Origin of the sequence: Enterobacter sp. S-33 (genome assembly GCF_028735835.1) — a bacterium.
GTDB classification, from domain to species: Bacteria; Pseudomonadota; Gammaproteobacteria; order Enterobacterales; family Enterobacteriaceae; genus Enterobacter; species Enterobacter vonholyi.
On the sequence record NZ_CP117838.1, the window covers coordinates 4,493,750 to 4,509,384 of the forward strand.

Here is a 15,635-nt window from a genome sequence, read left to right on the forward strand (position 1 = left end):
GCTTTTACTAATGTGTATACTAACGCGCCACTTTTCAAGTCAGGAAGATTCGATGCCCGTCGCTCACGTTGCCCTGCCCGTTCCGCTTCCCCGCACCTTTGACTATCTGCTGCCCGACAGCATGAGCGCCAAAGCGGGCTGCCGCGTGACCGTGCCGTTTGGCAAACAGCAGCGCGTGGGGATCGTCGTCTCCGTCAGCGATAAAAGCGAGCTACCGCTTAATGAGCTGAAATCAGTCGTTGAGGTGCTGGACAGCGAGCCGGTTTACTCCACCAGCATATGGCGACTGCTGCTGTGGGCGGCGGATTATTATCATCACCCGATCGGCGACGTCCTGTTCCACGCTCTGCCAATTATGCTGCGTCAGGGCAAGAGCGCCAGCCATGCGCCAATGTGGTACTGGTTTGCCACGGAGGAAGGCCAGGCCGTCGACATCAACAGCCTGAAGCGCTCGCAGAAGCAGCAGCAGGCGCTGGCGGCGCTGCGTCAGGGGAAAATCTGGCGGCATCAGGTCGACGAGCTTGAGGTCAGCGAAACGGCGCTACAGGCATTAAGAAAGAAAGGGCTAAGCGAACTGGCCAGCGAAGCGCCTGCTCTGAACGACTGGCGGGAGAGTTTCTCCGTTTCAGGGGATCGCCTGCGTCTGAATACCGAACAGGCCACCGCAGTAGGCGCGATTCATAGCGCCTCCGATCGTTTCTCTACCTGGCTGCTGGCGGGGGTCACCGGTTCCGGCAAGACCGAAGTCTACCTGAGCGTGCTGGAAAACGTGCTCGCTCAGGGGAAACAGGCGCTGGTGATGGTGCCGGAAATTGGCCTGACGCCGCAAACCATCGCCCGATTCCGCGAACGCTTTAACGCGCCGGTTGAGGTGCTGCACTCCGGCCTGAACGACAGCGAACGCCTCAGCGCCTGGCTGAAAGCGAAAAACGGCGAAGCGGCGATTGTGATCGGCACCCGTTCATCGCTGTTTACGCCGTTTAAAAATCTTGGCGTTATCGTGATAGACGAAGAGCACGACAGCTCCTATAAACAGCAGGAAGGCTGGCGCTACCATGCCCGCGATCTGGCGGTCTATCGCGCGCACAGCGAGCAAATTCCCATTATTCTGGGTTCCGCCACGCCGGCGCTCGAAACGCTGCACAACGTGCGCCAGCGTAAATACCACATGCTGCGCCTGACGCGTCGGGCGGGGAATGCCCGTCCAGCCATTCAGCACGTGCTGGATCTGAAAGGTCAGCAGGTTCAGGCGGGGCTAGCGCCCGCGCTGATTACCCGCATGCGCCAGCATTTGCAGGCGGGGAATCAGGTCATTTTGTTTCTGAACCGCCGCGGATTCGCCCCTGCCCTGCTGTGCCACGACTGCGGCTGGATTGCCGAATGCCCGCGCTGCGACCACTACTATACCTTCCACCAGGCCCAGCGGCATTTGCGCTGCCACCACTGCGACAGCCAGCGTCCGGTGCCGCGCCAGTGTCCGTCATGTGGTTCAACGCATATCGTGCCGGTCGGTCTGGGAACGGAACAGCTTGAACAGGCGCTTGGTCCCTTCTTCCCGGACGTGCCGATTTCGCGTATCGACCGGGACACCACCAGCCGCAAAGGCGCGCTCGAACAGCAGCTGGCGGAAGTGCATCGCGGCGGCGAGCGCATCCTGATTGGTACCCAGATGCTGGCTAAAGGTCACCATTTTCCGGACGTGACGCTGGTCGCCCTGCTGGACGTGGACGGCGCGCTGTTCTCGGCAGATTTTCGTTCAGCCGAGCGCTTCGCCCAGCTTTATACCCAGGTAGCCGGACGTGCAGGACGCGCCGGTAAACAGGGCGAAGTGGTGTTGCAAACGCACCATCCGGAGCACCCGCTGCTGCAAACCTTGCTGCACAAAGGCTATGACGCCTTTGCCGAGCAGGCGCTGGCCGAGCGCCAGACTATGCAGCTACCGCCGTGGACCAGTCACGTCATCATCCGCGCGGAAGATCATAACAACCAGCAGGCGCCACTTTTCCTGCAGCAGCTGAGAAACCTTCTGCAGGCCAGCCCGCTGGTGGATAATCAGCTGTGGATTTTGGGCCCGGTGCCCGCCCTCGCGCCAAAACGCGGTGGCCGTTTCCGATGGCAGATTTTGCTCCAGCACCCTTCGCGTATTCGTCTTCAGCATATCGTCAGCGGCGCGCTGGTGCTGATTAACACCCTGCCCGAAGCGCGAAAAGTAAAGTGGGTGCTGGACGTCGACCCCATCGAAGGCTGAAGCTGGATCGAAAAATTTAACTCTCCTCACATTTTTTATGAAAATTCTGTAACCGATTCCATTAACAATCTGTAAAAATGGTGATGTCAGAAGTTCGGTGTTCAGGCGAGGAGAAGACGTTGAAGTCCAGGAAAGAGGTTGCACCGGCGACCATGAAAGACGTTGCCCAGAAAGCACAAGTCTCTACGGCAACGGTATCCCGCGCATTAATGAACCCGGATAAAGTCTCCCAGGCGACCCGTAACCGGGTGGAGCAGGCTGCGCTGGAAGTGGGCTATTTCCCACAGGCGATGGGGCGTAACGTTAAACGCAATGAGTCGCGCACCATTCTGGTGATTGTGCCGGACATCTGTGACCCCTTTTTCAGCGAGATTATCCGCGGTATTGAAGTCACCGCGGCGGAACAAGGTTACCTGGTGCTGATTGGTGACTGTGCTCATCAGAATCAGCAGGAAAAAACCTTCATCGACCTCATTATCACCAAGCAGATCGACGGCATGCTTTTGCTTGGCTCTCGTCTGCCGTTTGATGCCAGCATTGAAGAGCAGCGTAATTTACCGCCGATGGTCATGGCCAACGAGTTTGCGCCAGAGCTGGAGCTGCCGACGGTCCATATCGATAACCTCACCGCCGCGTTCAACGCCGTAAATTATCTCCAGGAGCTGGGGCATAAGCGTATCGGCTGCATCGCCGGACCGGAAGAGATGCCGCTGTGTCACTACCGTCTGCAGGGCTATGTTCAGGCGCTGCGCCGTACCGGCGTTACCGTCGATCCGCACTACATTGCGCGCGGCGATTTTACCTTCGCTGCAGGTGGACAGGCGCTGGAGAAACTTCTGGACCTGCCTGAGCCGCCAACCGCCGTATTTTGTCACAGCGACGTGATGGCGCTGGGCGCATTATCGTATGCCAAACGCCGCGGTCTTCGCATACCGAAAGATTTATCGATCATCGGTTTCGATAATATTTCGCTTTCGGAATTTTGCGATCCGCCGCTCTCAACGGTCGCTCAGCCGCGCTACCAAATCGGCCGCGAAGCGATGCTTCTTCTGCTGGATCAGCTTCACGGTCAAACAGTTAGCAGCGGCTCGCGGTTGCTGGACTGTGAACTGATCGTCCGCGGTACTACCCAGGCATTGACTTAAAGTAAACGTCTTTCGGATACCCTTATCTGGTCAAAGCACCGCCGCTTAAGTAACATGGCGGACTGACGAACGAATAAATACAGCGAAACGATAGTGGCACAACGAGATTATGTACGTCGCGGCCAGCCGGCACCTTCGCGACGCAAAAAGAGTAGCTCAAGGAAAAAGCAACGTAACCTGCCTGCTGTCTCGCCAGCAATGGTCGCTATTGCTGCGGCTGTAGTCGTCGCCTTTATTGGTGGCCTGTACTTTATCACGCACCATAAAAAAGAAGAGTCTGAGGCGCTTCAGGCAAGCAAAGTGGCCGGAAATGGCCTTCCTCCGAAGCCTGAAGAGCGCTGGCGCTATATCAAAGAGCTGGAAAGCCGTCAGCCTGGGGTACGTGCGCCAACTGAACCTTCTGCGGGTGGTGAAGTGCAGAATGCGAATCAGCTAACGGATGAACAGCGTCAGCTGCTGGCACAAATGCAGGCCGATATGCGCCAGCAGCCTACGCAGCTGAACGAAGTGCCGTGGAATGAGCAGACCCCGGCACAGCGCCAGCAAACGCTGCAGCGACGTCAGGCGCAACAGCAGATCCAGCAGCAACAGCAGCAGTGGGCACAAACCCAGCCGGTGCAGCAGCCTAAGGCACAGCCGCGGGTAACGGAACAGCCGTATCAGCAGCCGACGCGTACGGTGCAGTCTCAGCCTGTCCAGCAGCAGCCGAAAACTCAGCCGCAGAAACAGGCGGCTCAGCCTTATCAGGATCTGCTTCAGACGCCAGCGCATACCACCGCGCAGCAGCCGAAAACTCAGCAGGCTGCGCCGGTGACCAAAGAGACCGAAGCGCCGAAGCAGACGGCTGAGAAAAAAGACGAACGCCGCTGGATGGTGCAGTGCGGTTCGTTCAAAGGCGCGGAGCAGGCGGAAACGGTGCGTGCGCAGCTGGCCTTCGAAGGGTTTGATTCGCGTATTACCACCAATAACGGCTGGAATCGCGTGGTGATTGGGCCGGTGAAAGGCAAGGAAAATGCCGATGGCACCATTTCGCGTTTGAAAATCGCCGGTCACACAAACTGCATTCGACTCGCCTCCGGGGGTTGAAACCCCCAAAATCCCCCCCATCTATCATTTAATTCAGCCCTGAGCACAGGCTCAGGGCTTCTGTTTCCCGATTCTGTAACCAGGGGGTCTGCTCGTGACAACAATAGTAAGTGTACGCCGTAACGGCCATGTGGTAATCGCCGGTGATGGCCAGGCCACGCTGGGTAATACCGTCATGAAAGGCAACGTGAAGAAAGTGCGCCGTCTCTACAACGACAAAGTGATCGCCGGTTTTGCTGGCGGCACGGCGGACGCCTTCACGCTGTTTGAACTTTTTGAACGCAAACTGGAAATGCACCAGGGGCATCTGGTGAAAGCAGCCGTTGAGCTGGCAAAAGACTGGCGTACCGACCGCATGCTGCGCAAGCTCGAAGCGCTGCTGGCCGTGGCCGATGAAACCGCTTCGCTTATCATCACCGGTAATGGTGACGTGATTCAGCCGGAAAATGACCTGATTGCCATCGGCTCTGGCGGCCCGTATGCCCAGGCTGCAGCCCGCGCGCTGTTGGAAAATACCGACATGAACGCGCGTGATATCGCGGTGAAGGCGTTGGATATTGCAGGTGATATCTGCATCTATACCAACCACAATCACACCATCGAAGAATTGACCTCCAAAGCGTAAGGATCTCCCATGTCTGAAATGACCCCACGCGAAATTGTCAGCGAACTGAACAAACACATTATCGGCCAGGATAACGCCAAGCGCTCCGTGGCTATCGCTCTGCGTAACCGCTGGCGTCGTATGCAGCTTGACGAAGAGCTGCGCCACGAAGTCACACCGAAAAATATTCTGATGATCGGCCCGACCGGGGTCGGTAAAACCGAAATCGCCCGTCGACTGGCGAAGCTGGCCAACGCGCCGTTCATCAAAGTTGAAGCCACCAAGTTCACCGAAGTGGGCTACGTGGGTAAAGAAGTGGACTCCATCATCCGCGATCTGACCGACTCGGCGATCAAGATGGTGCGCGTCCAGGCGATCGAGAAAAACCGCTATCGCGCGGAAGAGATGGCCGAAGAGCGCATTCTCGACGTGCTGATCCCACCGGCAAAAAACAACTGGGGCCAGGCAGAACAGCAGGCAGAACCGTCTGCTGCACGTCAGGCGTTCCGCAAAAAACTGCGCGAAGGCCAGCTGGATGACAAAGAGATTGAGATCGATCTCGCTGCCGCGCCAATGGGTGTGGAAATCATGGCACCTCCGGGCATGGAAGAGATGACCAGTCAGCTCCAGTCCATGTTCCAGAACCTGGGCGGACAGAAGCAGAAAACGCGTAAGCTGAAAATTAAAGACGCGATGAAGCTGCTGATTGAAGAAGAAGCGGCGAAGCTGGTGAACCCGGAAGAGCTGAAGCAGGATGCTATCGACGCGGTTGAGCAGCACGGTATCGTGTTTATCGACGAAATCGACAAAATTTGTAAGCGCGGCGGCAACAGCTCCGGCCCGGATGTGTCCCGCGAAGGCGTTCAGCGCGACCTGCTGCCGCTGGTAGAAGGTTGCACCGTCTCCACCAAGCACGGCATGGTGAAAACGGACCACATCCTGTTTATCGCATCAGGTGCCTTCCAGGTTGCCAGCCCGTCGGATCTGATCCCGGAGCTGCAGGGCCGTCTGCCTATCCGCGTTGAGCTGCAGGCGCTGACCACCGAAGATTTCGAACGTATCCTGACCGAGCCAAACGCCTCTGCTACAGTACAGTACAAAGCGCTGATGGCGACCGAAGGCGTGAACCTCGAGTTCACCGAAGACGGTATCAAACGTATTGCCCAGGCCGCATGGCAGGTGAACGAAACCACCGAAAACATCGGTGCGCGTCGTCTGCATACCGTGCTGGAACGCCTGGTCGAAGATATCTCTTATGACGCGAGCGACCTGAACGGCCAAACCGTTACCATTGACGCAGAATATGTGAGTAAACATCTGGATGCGTTAGTGGCAGATGAAGATCTGAGCCGTTTTATCCTATAATCGCGGTTACTGGATTCTCATCACGTTTAATGGGGGCTAATGCCCCCATTTTTATTGGCTAAATACTTATGACTGACATCAGCCGTACGCAGGCGTGGCTCGAAAGTCTGCGCCCTAAAACACTTCCTCTGGCCTTTGCCGCGATTATCGTCGGCACCGCCCTTGCCTGGTGGCAGGGTTATTTCGATCCGCTGGTTGCCGCGCTGGCACTGATTACCGCCGGCCTGCTGCAAATCCTCTCCAATCTCGCCAACGACTACGGCGACGCGGTAAAGGGCAGCGACAAGCCTGACCGCATAGGGCCACTGCGCGGAATGCAGAAAGGGGTGATTACCCAGGCGCAGATGAAACGCGCGCTGATTATCACCGTGGTGCTGATCTGCGTTTCCGGACTGGCGCTGGTAACGGTGGCGTCTAAAACCGCCAGCGATTTTATTGGTTTCCTGGTGCTGGGTTTATTAGCCATTATCGCGGCCATCACCTACACCGTCGGCACGCGTCCTTACGGTTATATTGGACTCGGGGATATCTCCGTACTGGTGTTCTTCGGCTGGCTGAGCGTGATGGGAAGCTGGTACCTGCAGGCGCATACGGTGATCCCTGCCCTGTTCCTGCCTGCGACCGCTTGCGGTCTGCTGGCGACAGCTGTGCTCAACATCAACAACCTGCGCGACATCGACAGCGATCGCGAGAACGGCAAAAATACCCTGGCGGTTCGTCTGGGGCCGGTTAATGCCCGCCGCTATCACGCCTGTCTGCTCATTGGCGCGCTGGTTTGCCTGGCGCTGTTTAACCTGATTTCCTTACAGAGCCTGTGGGGCTGGCTGTTTGTGCTTGCCGCGCCGCTGCTGATTAAGCAGGCCCGCTTTGTGATGCGTGAACTCAGCCCGTCCGCCATGCCGCCGATGCTGGAACGTACTGTAAAAGGCGCGTTGCTGACTAACCTGTTGTTCGTCATCGGGATTGTTTTAAGCCAGACGCTGCGTTAGCTGACAAATATCAATTAACAATTGATGATTTTGCCAACAACGCATTTCGCACGATATACTGAACACATTCGCAGCAACTGAGCGTTAAACCTATGAAATACGATACCTCCGAGCTTTGTGACATCTACCAGGAAGATGTCAACGTCGTTGAACCGCTGTTCTCCAACTTTGGTGGGCGGTCATCATTTGGCGGTCAAATCGTCACGGTGAAATGTTTCGAGGACAACGGGTTGCTGTACGATCTGCTCGAACAGAACGGCCGCGGCCGCGTTCTTGTGGTCGACGGCGGCGGTTCCGTGCGCCGGGCATTAATTGATGCTGAACTGGCCGGCATTGCCGTCCAGAACGAGTGGGAAGGCCTTGTGGTGTACGGTTCCGTGCGCCAGGTGGACGATCTGGAAGACCTGGATATCGGGATTCAGGCCATCGCGGCCATACCGGTAGGGGCGGCGGGTGACGGCATCGGCGAAAGCGACGTGCGCGTCAATTTCGGGGGCGTGACCTTCTTCTCCGGGGATCATCTCTACGCCGATAATACCGGCATTATCCTTTCCGAAGATCCGCTGGATATCGAGTAATTAAACCGTCAGCGTGAACCATAAAAAAACCGCCAACAGCAATGTGGCGGTTTTTTTGTCCCTCGGGATTCGCGGTCCGTTGGGGAGTCTTACAGACTAACACCAAGGGACTTCATCATACTCTCGTCTTCGCCTTGGGCAACCCCTCACAACCTTTATAAAATCCTAATTGCCTATGAAAACCTTAACGCCACGGTTGATGCTCTTTATGATACAGCGTCCCTTTCCGCCATCTCGCAAATGGGCATCGGTCCAGGGAAAGGTGTATTCACTACCGTAAAGCAGGCTAACACCAGGGCTTGTGTCCACCGACTTATCACCGGTGGTGAACGGTGGAGCGGTTAGCTGCAGGGACCGCATAATGAAACGCTATTTATGTATCGCGTTCATTGTCGCCAGCGTACTCGTTGTAAAGAGTGATGAACCGAATGTGTTCGTTACTTTTGCTATGACAGCGCAGGACAAGTAGCGTTAAGGCCGCCTCTGGCGGCCTTTTTTATGGTTGGATGTCAGTTAGCAAGAACCATAAAAAAGCCGGGTGGCGGCATCGCCTTACCCGGCCTGTTCAGTTCATCCCAGTGGGGATCAGACTTCTTCCATACGTCCCAGCAGCGCCTGCAGGCGATCCTGCCAGCCGTTCTGCTGTTCGCGCAGCTGGTTGTTTTCGCGCTCCAGTTCTTCGCGGCCGTGCTGCGCGTTCTGAACTTCCTGCGCCAGGCTGTTGTTCTTCTCTTTCAGCTCTTCAATTTCCATCTGCAGCAGGGTGATGGTGTCAATCGCCTGCTGTACTTTCGATTCCAGTTTCTCAAACACTTCTAAAGACATGATGCTACCTCTCCTGAATTGCAAGGCGACGCTTTAACATAAACGCGCACGACATATACCGTCGATTGTATGGAGCGCGGCGCTCTGTGTCCAGCGACACACCGCGCAGATCGCGGTTTGCAACACTTTTAGGTCTGGTCCTGGTGTGTTCGCGTCATATACCCCTAAATTGTTAGCTGATTCGTTAATGAAATGATTCAGCTCACATTCCGGCACTGATCCTGTACTGCTGCAAAGATGTGCTTTATGGCGCGAAAACGCTCATTTTATTGACGCAGACCACACATTTCGATTTCGATATTTCTCGTTTTTGCTCGTTAACGATAAATTAACACTATGTCTACAGGGCATCGTGGCTGTCACGGGCGGTCATGCTAACAATAAACATCAATTTCTTCAGGATTCCGATTATGAGTCAGACATCAACCTTAAAAGGCCAGTGCATTGCCGAGTTCCTTGGTACCGGGTTGTTGATATTCTTCGGAGTGGGCTGTGTCGCTGCACTGAAAGTGGCGGGTGCCAGTTTTGGTCAGTGGGAAATCAGTATCATCTGGGGTCTGGGCGTGGCGATGGCCATCTACCTGACAGCAGGGGTTTCTGGTGCACATCTTAACCCGGCGGTGACAATCGCACTGTGGCTGTTCGCGTGCTTCGACGGACGCAAAGTAGTTCCTTTCATTCTTTCTCAGTTTGCCGGCGCGTTTTGCGCAGCGGCGTTAGTTTACGGGCTTTATTACAATCTTTTCATCGACTTCGAACAGACGCATCATATGGTACGCGGCAGCGTCGAAAGTCTGGATCTGGCAGGCATCTTCTCAACCTACCCTAACCCGCACATCAATTTTGTGCAGGCGTTCGCAGTTGAAATGGTGATTACCGCTATTCTGATGGGCGTTATCCTGGCGCTGACCGACGACGGAAACGGCATTCCGCGCGGCCCGCTGGCACCCCTGCTGATTGGTTTGCTGATTGCGGTAATTGGCGCATCCATGGGCCCGCTGACCGGCTTCGCGATGAACCCGGCACGTGATATCGGACCAAAAGCGTTCGCCTTTATCGCAGGCTGGGGCGACGTCGCCTTCACAGGTGGCAAAGACATTCCTTACTTCCTGGTACCGCTGTTTGCGCCGGTTGTCGGGGCTGCGCTGGGTGCGTTTAGCTACCGCAAATTAATTGGTCGCCACTTACCGTGCGACACCTGTGTGGAAGAGGAGAAGGAAACGACTTCTACCGCACAACAAAAAGCTTCGCTGTAATCTGACTACGGGACACATACCATGACCGAAAAAAAATATATCGTTGCGCTCGACCAGGGCACTACCAGCTCCCGCGCTGTCGTAATGGATCATGACGCGAACATCGTCAGCGTGTCACAGCGCGAATTTGAGCAAATTTATCCTCGTCCAGGCTGGGTAGAACACGACCCGATGGAGATTTGGGCGTCACAAAGCTCCACGCTGGTCGAAGTGCTGGCGAAAGCCGATATCAGTTCCGACGAGATTGCCGCGATTGGTATCACTAACCAGCGTGAAACGACGATCGTCTGGGAACGCGAAACCGGTAAGCCGATTTACAACGCCATCGTCTGGCAGTGCCGCCGTACCTCTGAAATCTGCGAACAGCTGAAGCGCGACGGTATGGAAGAGTACGTGCGCAGCGCCACCGGCCTGGTGGTTGACCCGTACTTCTCCGGCACCAAAGTGAAATGGATCCTCGACCACGTGGAAGGTTCACGCGAGCGTGCTAAACGCGGCGAGCTGCTGTTCGGTACCGTTGACACCTGGCTTATCTGGAAGATGACCCAGGGACGCGTCCACGTCACCGATTACACCAACGCCTCGCGTACCATGCTGTTCAACATCAACACCCTGGAGTGGGATGACAAGATGCTGGACGCGCTGGATATCCCACGCGCGATGCTGCCTGAAGTGCGCAAGTCTTCTGAGGTTTACGGCCAGACCAACATCGGCGGTAAAGGTGGCACCCGTATTCCTATCGCCGGTATCGCCGGTGACCAGCAGGCGGCGCTGTTCGGTCAGCTGTGCGTCAAGGAAGGGATGGCGAAGAATACCTACGGCACCGGCTGCTTTATGCTGATGAACACCGGTGAGAAAGCGGTGAAATCAGAAAACGGTCTGCTGACCACCATCGCCTGCGGCCCGCGCGGCGAAGTGAACTATGCCCTGGAAGGTGCGGTGTTCATGGCCGGTGCGTCTATCCAGTGGCTGCGTGACGAGATGAAGCTGATCAGCGATGCATTCGACTCCGAGTACTTCGCCACCAAAGTGAAAGACACCAACGGCGTGTACGTGGTGCCTGCATTCACCGGTCTGGGCGCACCCTACTGGGATCCGTATGCACGCGGCGCGATTTTCGGACTGACGCGTGGCGTGAACTCTAACCACATTATTCGCGCCACTCTGGAATCCATCGCCTACCAGACCCGAGACGTGCTGGAAGCGATGCAGGCGGACTCCGGCATTCGTCTGCACGCCCTGCGCGTGGACGGCGGTGCGGTAGCGAATAACTTCCTGATGCAGTTCCAGTCCGACATTCTGGGCACCCGCGTTGAGCGCCCTGAAGTGCGTGAAGTGACGGCGCTGGGTGCGGCGTACCTTGCAGGTCTGGCGGTAGGCTTCTGGCAGAACCTGGACGAGCTGCAGGAAAAAGCGGTTATCGAACGCGAGTTCCGCCCGGGCATCGAAACCACCGAGCGTAACTTCCGCTACAGCGGCTGGAAGAAAGCGGTGAAACGCGCCCTGGCGTGGGAAGAACACGAGGAGTAAGACAAACTTACTCCTCACCCTAACCCTCTCCCCTTTGGGGAGAGGGGACTTAAAACACCCCTCCCCACACTGTGATAAACTTCGTGCAATTCCTTTTAATTGCACGAGTACCTCATGAAACGTGAACTTGCTATCGAGTTTTCCCGCGTCACCGAAGCAGCCGCCCTTGCAGGCTATAAGTGGCTGGGTCGCGGCGATAAAAATACCGCAGACGGTGCAGCCGTCCATGCCATGCGCATTGTGCTTAACCAGGTCAATATCGACGGCACCATCGTGATCGGCGAAGGCGAGATCGACGAAGCGCCGATGCTCTATATCGGTGAAAAAGTCGGTACCGGTAAAGGCGATGCCGTGGATATCGCGGTTGACCCGATCGAAGGCACCCGCATGACGGCAATGGGTCAGGCCAACGCCCTGGCGGTGCTGGCCGTGGGCGATAAGGGCTGCTTCCTTAACGCGCCGGATATGTACATGGAAAAGCTGATTGTCGGTCCTGGCGCGAAAGGCGCAATCGACCTCAGCCTGCCGCTGGAAGAGAACCTGCACAACATCGCCAAAGCCCTGGGCAAACCCCTTAGCGAACTCACCGTGACGATTCTGGCAAAACCGCGCCACGACGCCACCATCGCGCAGATGCAAAAGCTCGGCGTGCGCGTGTTTGCCATTCCGGACGGTGACGTTGCCGCCTCGATCCTGACCTGCATGCCGGACAGCGAAGTGGACGTGCTGTACGGCATCGGCGGCGCACCGGAAGGCGTAGTCTCTGCGGCCGTGATCCGCGCGCTGGACGGCGATATGCAGGCCCGTCTGCTGCCCCGCCACGAGGTGAAAGGCGACAGCGAAGAGAACCGCCGCATCGGGGAAAACGAGCTGGCGCGCTGCGAAGCGATGGGCATCGAGGCCAATAAAGTGCTCGCGCTGGACGAGATGGCCCGTAGCGATAACGTGGTCTTCTCGGCGACCGGCATCACCAAAGGCGATCTGCTGGACGGCATCACCCGCAAGGGCAATATGGCGACCACCGAAACGCTGCTGATCCGCGGTAAATCACGCACCATTCGTCGCATCCAGTCTATCCACTATCTCGACCGCAAAGACCCGGACGTGCAGACGCACATTCTGTAAAACCGTTTGATCGATAGAGCTTTCCGGCCCTGACGGGCTGGAAATTGTCACCACAAGTACGGAAGATAGAACAGAGAAACAGCACAGGAGAAGATCATGGCGGACTGGGTAACAGGTAAAGTCACAAAGGTACAGTTCTGGACCGATGCGCTATTTAGTCTCACCGTACATGCTCCCGTTCACCCGTTTAAAGCCGGGCAATTTGCGAAGCTGGGACTGGATGTCGACGGCGAGCGCGTGCAGCGCGCCTACTCTTACGTTAACGCGCCTGATAACCCGGATCTCGAATTCTATCTGGTTACCGTTCCTGACGGTAAGCTCAGCCCGCGCCTTGCCGCCCTTAAGCCCGGCGACGACGTGCAAATTGTGAGTGAAGCGGCAGGCTTCTTTGTGCTCGAAGAGATCCCGGATTGTGACACGCTCTGGATGCTGGCAACCGGCACGGCCATCGGTCCTTATCTCTCTATTTTGCAGTACGGCAAAGACCTCGAGCGCTTTAAAAACATCGTGCTGGTGCACGCCGCGCGCTACGCTGCAGATCTGAGCTACCTGCCGCAGATGCAGGCGCTGGAGCAACAGTACGGCGGAAAGTTAAAGATTCAGACGGTGGTCAGCCGTGAAACCATAGCAGGAACGCTGACCGGCCGCGTGCCGGCGCTTATTGAAAGTGGTGCCCTGGAAGAGGCGGTGGGTTTGCCGCTGAACGCTGAAACCAGCCACGTCATGCTGTGCGGCAACCCGCAGATGGTACGGGACACGCAGCAGCTTCTGAAGGATACCCGGCAGATGACGAAACATCTTCGCCGCCGGCCGGGCCATATGACCGCCGAACACTACTGGTGATCAGCGGTATTTCACCTCAACGGTGTCTTTACCGTATTTGTTTTCGCTCTGGGTGCCAATAAACGCACCCAGATCGACAATCATCATCACGAAGATGACCGAAGGCAGCAGCCTGCCCACAACCCACGGCAGGATGGACGGAAGCATCGCCCAGTTCCCCGCCACCAGCATCCACGCCAGAATAATCAGAAATGCCCACGCGCCGGAACGACCGCGATCGTGCAGGCGTTTAACAACAACAGCCGCCGTTGGCCATAGCAGGCAGACCAGCGCGAAGGCCGCCGTTTGCGTGCTCAGCCATGCGTTGTAAGCAACGAAAAACAGAAGCAGCATGGCGACAACCCACGTCACCATCCAGATCCAGAAATCACGGCGTCCAATACGCCCTTTGAATGAAAACAGCCACTGCTGTATGGTCATGTAAGGTTCCTTATTATCGTATAGCGCGCATTTTACCCTGGAGTTGTGACCTTTTGACAAGCCGACCAGATATCGTTTTAATCATGAGCACTTACGGCCAGGGGCAATGTTGATGAAAAGTTCGGCACGTTCTCTTTTCCTGTGTTTAGCGCTGATCAGCGCGGGTTATCCCCTGCACGCCGCCGAAACCACAGCCCCGACCACAGCACCGTATCTGCTGGCGGGCGCGCCGTCGTTCGATCAGTCCATCAGCCAGTTTCGTGAAACCTTCAATCAGACCAACCCCACGCTGCCGCTGGATGAATTTCGCGCCATTGATGGCTCACGCGATACCCCCACACTGACCCGTGCGGCAAGCAAGATAAATGAGAATTTGTATGCTTCCACGGCGCTGGAGCGCGGTACTTTAAAAATCAAAAGCATGCAAATCACCTGGCTGCCGATACAGGGGCCAGAGCAGAAAGCCGCTAAGGCGAAAGCGCTGGAGTACATGAGCGCGGTCCTGCAGGCGTTTACCCCGGCACTGACGAAAAAGCAAAGCCAGCAAAAGCTGCAAAAACTCCTCGCTGCCGGTAAAAACAAGCGTTACTACGCCGATACCGAGGGCGCAATCCGCTATGTTGTGGCGGACAACGGCGAAAAAGGACTGACCTTCGCTGTTGAACCGATTAAGCTGGCACTATCTGACACTCTCGGCGGGGCGAATTAATGACAAAAAGCAAAGCCTTTCGAGGGAAAATCTCTATACTGATTCACAGACCATGCTGCCCGACAGGGTGGCCATATTCCTTAATTCGCTTATTTAGCGTGGAGAATTGAAATGCGACATCCTTTAGTGATGGGTAACTGGAAGCTGAACGGCAGCCGCCACATGGTAAACGAACTGGTTGCGAACCTGCGTAAAGAGCTGGCTGGCGTGACCGGCTGCGCGGTTGCGATCGCTCCGCCGGATATGTATCTGGATCTGGCTAAACACGCCGCTGATGGCAGCCACATCATTCTGGGCGCGCAGAACGTTGACGTTAACCTGTCTGGCGCTTTCACCGGTGAAACCTCCGCTGAAATGCTGAAAGATATCGGCGCGAAATACATCATCATCGGCCACTCCGAGCGTCGCACCTATCACAAAGAATCCGATGAGTTCATCGCGAAGAAATTCGCCGTGCTGAAAGAGCAGGGTCTGATCCCGGTTCTGTGCATCGGTGAAACCGAAGCAGAAAACGAAGCGGGCAAAACTGAAGAAGTGTGCGCACGCCAGATCGATGCAGTGCTGAAAACCCAGGGCGCGGCAGCGTTCGAAGGCGCGGTTATCGCTTACGAGCCAGTCTGGGCGATCGGTACCGGCAAATCAGCAACCCCTGCACAGGCTCAGGCTGTTCACAAATTCATTCGTGACCACATTGCGAAAGCTGACGCCAAAGTCGCTGAGCAAGTGATTATCCAGTACGGCGGTTCCGTTAACGCTTCCAACGCTGCTGAGCTGTTCACCCAGCCAGACATCGATGGCGCGCTGGTTGGCGGTGCATCCCTGAAAGCGGACGCTTTCGCGGTGATCGTTAAAGCGGCAGAAGCGGCTAAACAGGCGTAATTGCCTTTGTGGCGGGTGGCGCTTCGCTAACCC

15 protein-coding genes are annotated in these 15,635 nt (G+C 56.3%); 13 read left to right on the forward strand and 2 right to left on the reverse strand.

The window, feature by feature from the left end:
- Nucleotides 1-52 precede the first annotated feature (52 nt).
- The 7 genes from priA (at nucleotide 53) to rraA (ending at nucleotide 8,015) form a co-directional block, all read left to right on the forward strand.
- Nucleotides 53-2,248 carry a primosomal protein N' gene (gene priA, locus PUP35_RS21375; RefSeq protein WP_274241315.1) on the forward strand — a complete coding sequence of 732 codons (2,196 nt, stop codon included), beginning with the start codon at nucleotides 53-55 and terminating at the stop codon, nucleotides 2,246-2,248.
- 119 nt (nucleotides 2,249-2,367) lie between these two features.
- Complete coding sequence (cytR, locus tag PUP35_RS21380; protein WP_023309683.1) at nucleotides 2,368-3,393, forward strand: DNA-binding transcriptional regulator CytR; 1,026 nt, start codon at nucleotides 2,368-2,370, stop codon at nucleotides 3,391-3,393.
- A gap of 93 nt (nucleotides 3,394-3,486) precedes the next feature.
- Entirely contained in the window at nucleotides 3,487-4,479 is a 993-nt protein-coding gene (gene ftsN, locus PUP35_RS21385) for a cell division protein FtsN (RefSeq protein WP_271369675.1), read from the forward strand.
- A gap of 94 nt (nucleotides 4,480-4,573) precedes the next feature.
- Nucleotides 4,574-5,104 carry an ATP-dependent protease subunit HslV gene (gene hslV, locus PUP35_RS21390; protein ID WP_008501802.1) on the forward strand — a complete coding sequence of 177 codons (531 nt, stop codon included), beginning with the start codon at nucleotides 4,574-4,576 and terminating at the stop codon, nucleotides 5,102-5,104.
- Between the two features lie 9 nt (nucleotides 5,105-5,113).
- The gene (gene hslU, locus PUP35_RS21395) at nucleotides 5,114-6,448 is read left to right on the forward strand and encodes an HslU--HslV peptidase ATPase subunit (RefSeq protein ID WP_008501803.1); all 1,335 of its coding nucleotides are present in this window, start codon (nucleotides 5,114-5,116) and stop codon (nucleotides 6,446-6,448) included.
- A gap of 68 nt (nucleotides 6,449-6,516) precedes the next feature.
- Complete coding sequence (menA, locus tag PUP35_RS21400; RefSeq protein WP_127732633.1) at nucleotides 6,517-7,437, forward strand: 1,4-dihydroxy-2-naphthoate polyprenyltransferase; 921 nt, start codon at nucleotides 6,517-6,519, stop codon at nucleotides 7,435-7,437.
- 92 nt (nucleotides 7,438-7,529) lie between these two features.
- Entirely contained in the window at nucleotides 7,530-8,015 is a 486-nt protein-coding gene (gene rraA / locus PUP35_RS21405) for a ribonuclease E activity regulator RraA (protein ID WP_023309687.1), read from the forward strand.
- Between the two features lie 585 nt (nucleotides 8,016-8,600).
- Here rraA and zapB read toward each other — a convergent pair.
- Nucleotides 8,601-8,840: a septal ring assembly protein ZapB gene (zapB, locus tag PUP35_RS21410; RefSeq protein ID WP_010436935.1), complete on the reverse strand. Its 240-nt coding sequence runs from the start codon at nucleotides 8,838-8,840 to the stop codon at nucleotides 8,601-8,603.
- 410 nt (nucleotides 8,841-9,250) lie between these two features.
- Here zapB and PUP35_RS21415 point away from each other — a divergent pair, with 410 nt between their 5' ends.
- The 4 genes from PUP35_RS21415 (at nucleotide 9,251) to fpr (ending at nucleotide 13,594) form a co-directional block, all read left to right on the forward strand.
- Nucleotides 9,251-10,096, forward strand: a complete 846-nt coding sequence (locus PUP35_RS21415; RefSeq protein ID WP_014885705.1) for an MIP/aquaporin family protein — start codon at nucleotides 9,251-9,253, stop codon at nucleotides 10,094-10,096.
- A 21-nt stretch (nucleotides 10,097-10,117) separates the two neighbouring features.
- Nucleotides 10,118-11,626 (forward strand): glycerol kinase GlpK, encoded by a 1,509-nt coding sequence (gene glpK, locus PUP35_RS21420; protein ID WP_023309688.1) that lies wholly within the window; start codon nucleotides 10,118-10,120, stop codon nucleotides 11,624-11,626.
- Between the two features lie 114 nt (nucleotides 11,627-11,740).
- Complete coding sequence (glpX, locus tag PUP35_RS21425) at nucleotides 11,741-12,751, forward strand: class II fructose-bisphosphatase (protein ID WP_032662725.1); 1,011 nt, start codon at nucleotides 11,741-11,743, stop codon at nucleotides 12,749-12,751.
- 96 nt (nucleotides 12,752-12,847) lie between these two features.
- The gene (fpr, locus tag PUP35_RS21430; protein ID WP_148244647.1) at nucleotides 12,848-13,594 is read left to right on the forward strand and encodes a ferredoxin--NADP(+) reductase; all 747 of its coding nucleotides are present in this window, start codon (nucleotides 12,848-12,850) and stop codon (nucleotides 13,592-13,594) included.
- Here fpr and PUP35_RS21435 read toward each other — a convergent pair whose 3' ends face one another.
- Complete coding sequence (locus PUP35_RS21435; protein ID WP_023293600.1) at nucleotides 13,595-14,014, reverse strand: DUF805 domain-containing protein; 420 nt, start codon at nucleotides 14,012-14,014, stop codon at nucleotides 13,595-13,597.
- Between the two features lie 112 nt (nucleotides 14,015-14,126).
- Between PUP35_RS21435 and PUP35_RS21440 the strand changes: the two genes are divergently transcribed.
- Both PUP35_RS21440 and tpiA read left to right on the forward strand, forming a co-directional pair.
- Nucleotides 14,127-14,723 (forward strand): DUF1454 family protein, encoded by a 597-nt coding sequence (locus tag PUP35_RS21440; RefSeq protein ID WP_115876982.1) that lies wholly within the window; start codon nucleotides 14,127-14,129, stop codon nucleotides 14,721-14,723.
- A 111-nt stretch (nucleotides 14,724-14,834) separates the two neighbouring features.
- Nucleotides 14,835-15,602 (forward strand): triose-phosphate isomerase, encoded by a 768-nt coding sequence (gene tpiA / locus PUP35_RS21445; RefSeq protein ID WP_014172206.1) that lies wholly within the window; start codon nucleotides 14,835-14,837, stop codon nucleotides 15,600-15,602.
- The last annotated feature ends 33 nt before the right edge of the window (nucleotides 15,603-15,635 follow it).

Coding starts and splice junctions, on each gene's coding strand:
- priA (WP_274241315.1), top strand. CDS start 53: ATGCCCGTCGCTCACGTTGCCCTGCCCGTTCCGCTTCCCCGCACCTTT.
- hslU (WP_008501803.1), top strand. CDS start 5,114: ATGTCTGAAATGACCCCACGCGAAATTGTCAGCGAACTGAACAAACAC.
- menA (WP_127732633.1), top strand. CDS start 6,517: ATGACTGACATCAGCCGTACGCAGGCGTGGCTCGAAAGTCTGCGCCCT.
- rraA (WP_023309687.1), top strand. CDS start 7,530: ATGAAATACGATACCTCCGAGCTTTGTGACATCTACCAGGAAGATGTC.
- zapB (WP_010436935.1), bottom strand. CDS start 8,840: ATGTCTTTAGAAGTGTTTGAGAAACTGGAATCGAAAGTACAGCAGGCG.
- PUP35_RS21415 (WP_014885705.1), top strand. CDS start 9,251: ATGAGTCAGACATCAACCTTAAAAGGCCAGTGCATTGCCGAGTTCCTT.
- glpK (WP_023309688.1), top strand. CDS start 10,118: ATGACCGAAAAAAAATATATCGTTGCGCTCGACCAGGGCACTACCAGC.
- glpX (WP_032662725.1), top strand. CDS start 11,741: ATGAAACGTGAACTTGCTATCGAGTTTTCCCGCGTCACCGAAGCAGCC.
- fpr (WP_148244647.1), top strand. CDS start 12,848: ATGGCGGACTGGGTAACAGGTAAAGTCACAAAGGTACAGTTCTGGACC.
- PUP35_RS21435 (WP_023293600.1), bottom strand. CDS start 14,014: ATGACCATACAGCAGTGGCTGTTTTCATTCAAAGGGCGTATTGGACGC.
- PUP35_RS21440 (WP_115876982.1), top strand. CDS start 14,127: ATGAAAAGTTCGGCACGTTCTCTTTTCCTGTGTTTAGCGCTGATCAGC.
- tpiA (WP_014172206.1), top strand. CDS start 14,835: ATGCGACATCCTTTAGTGATGGGTAACTGGAAGCTGAACGGCAGCCGC.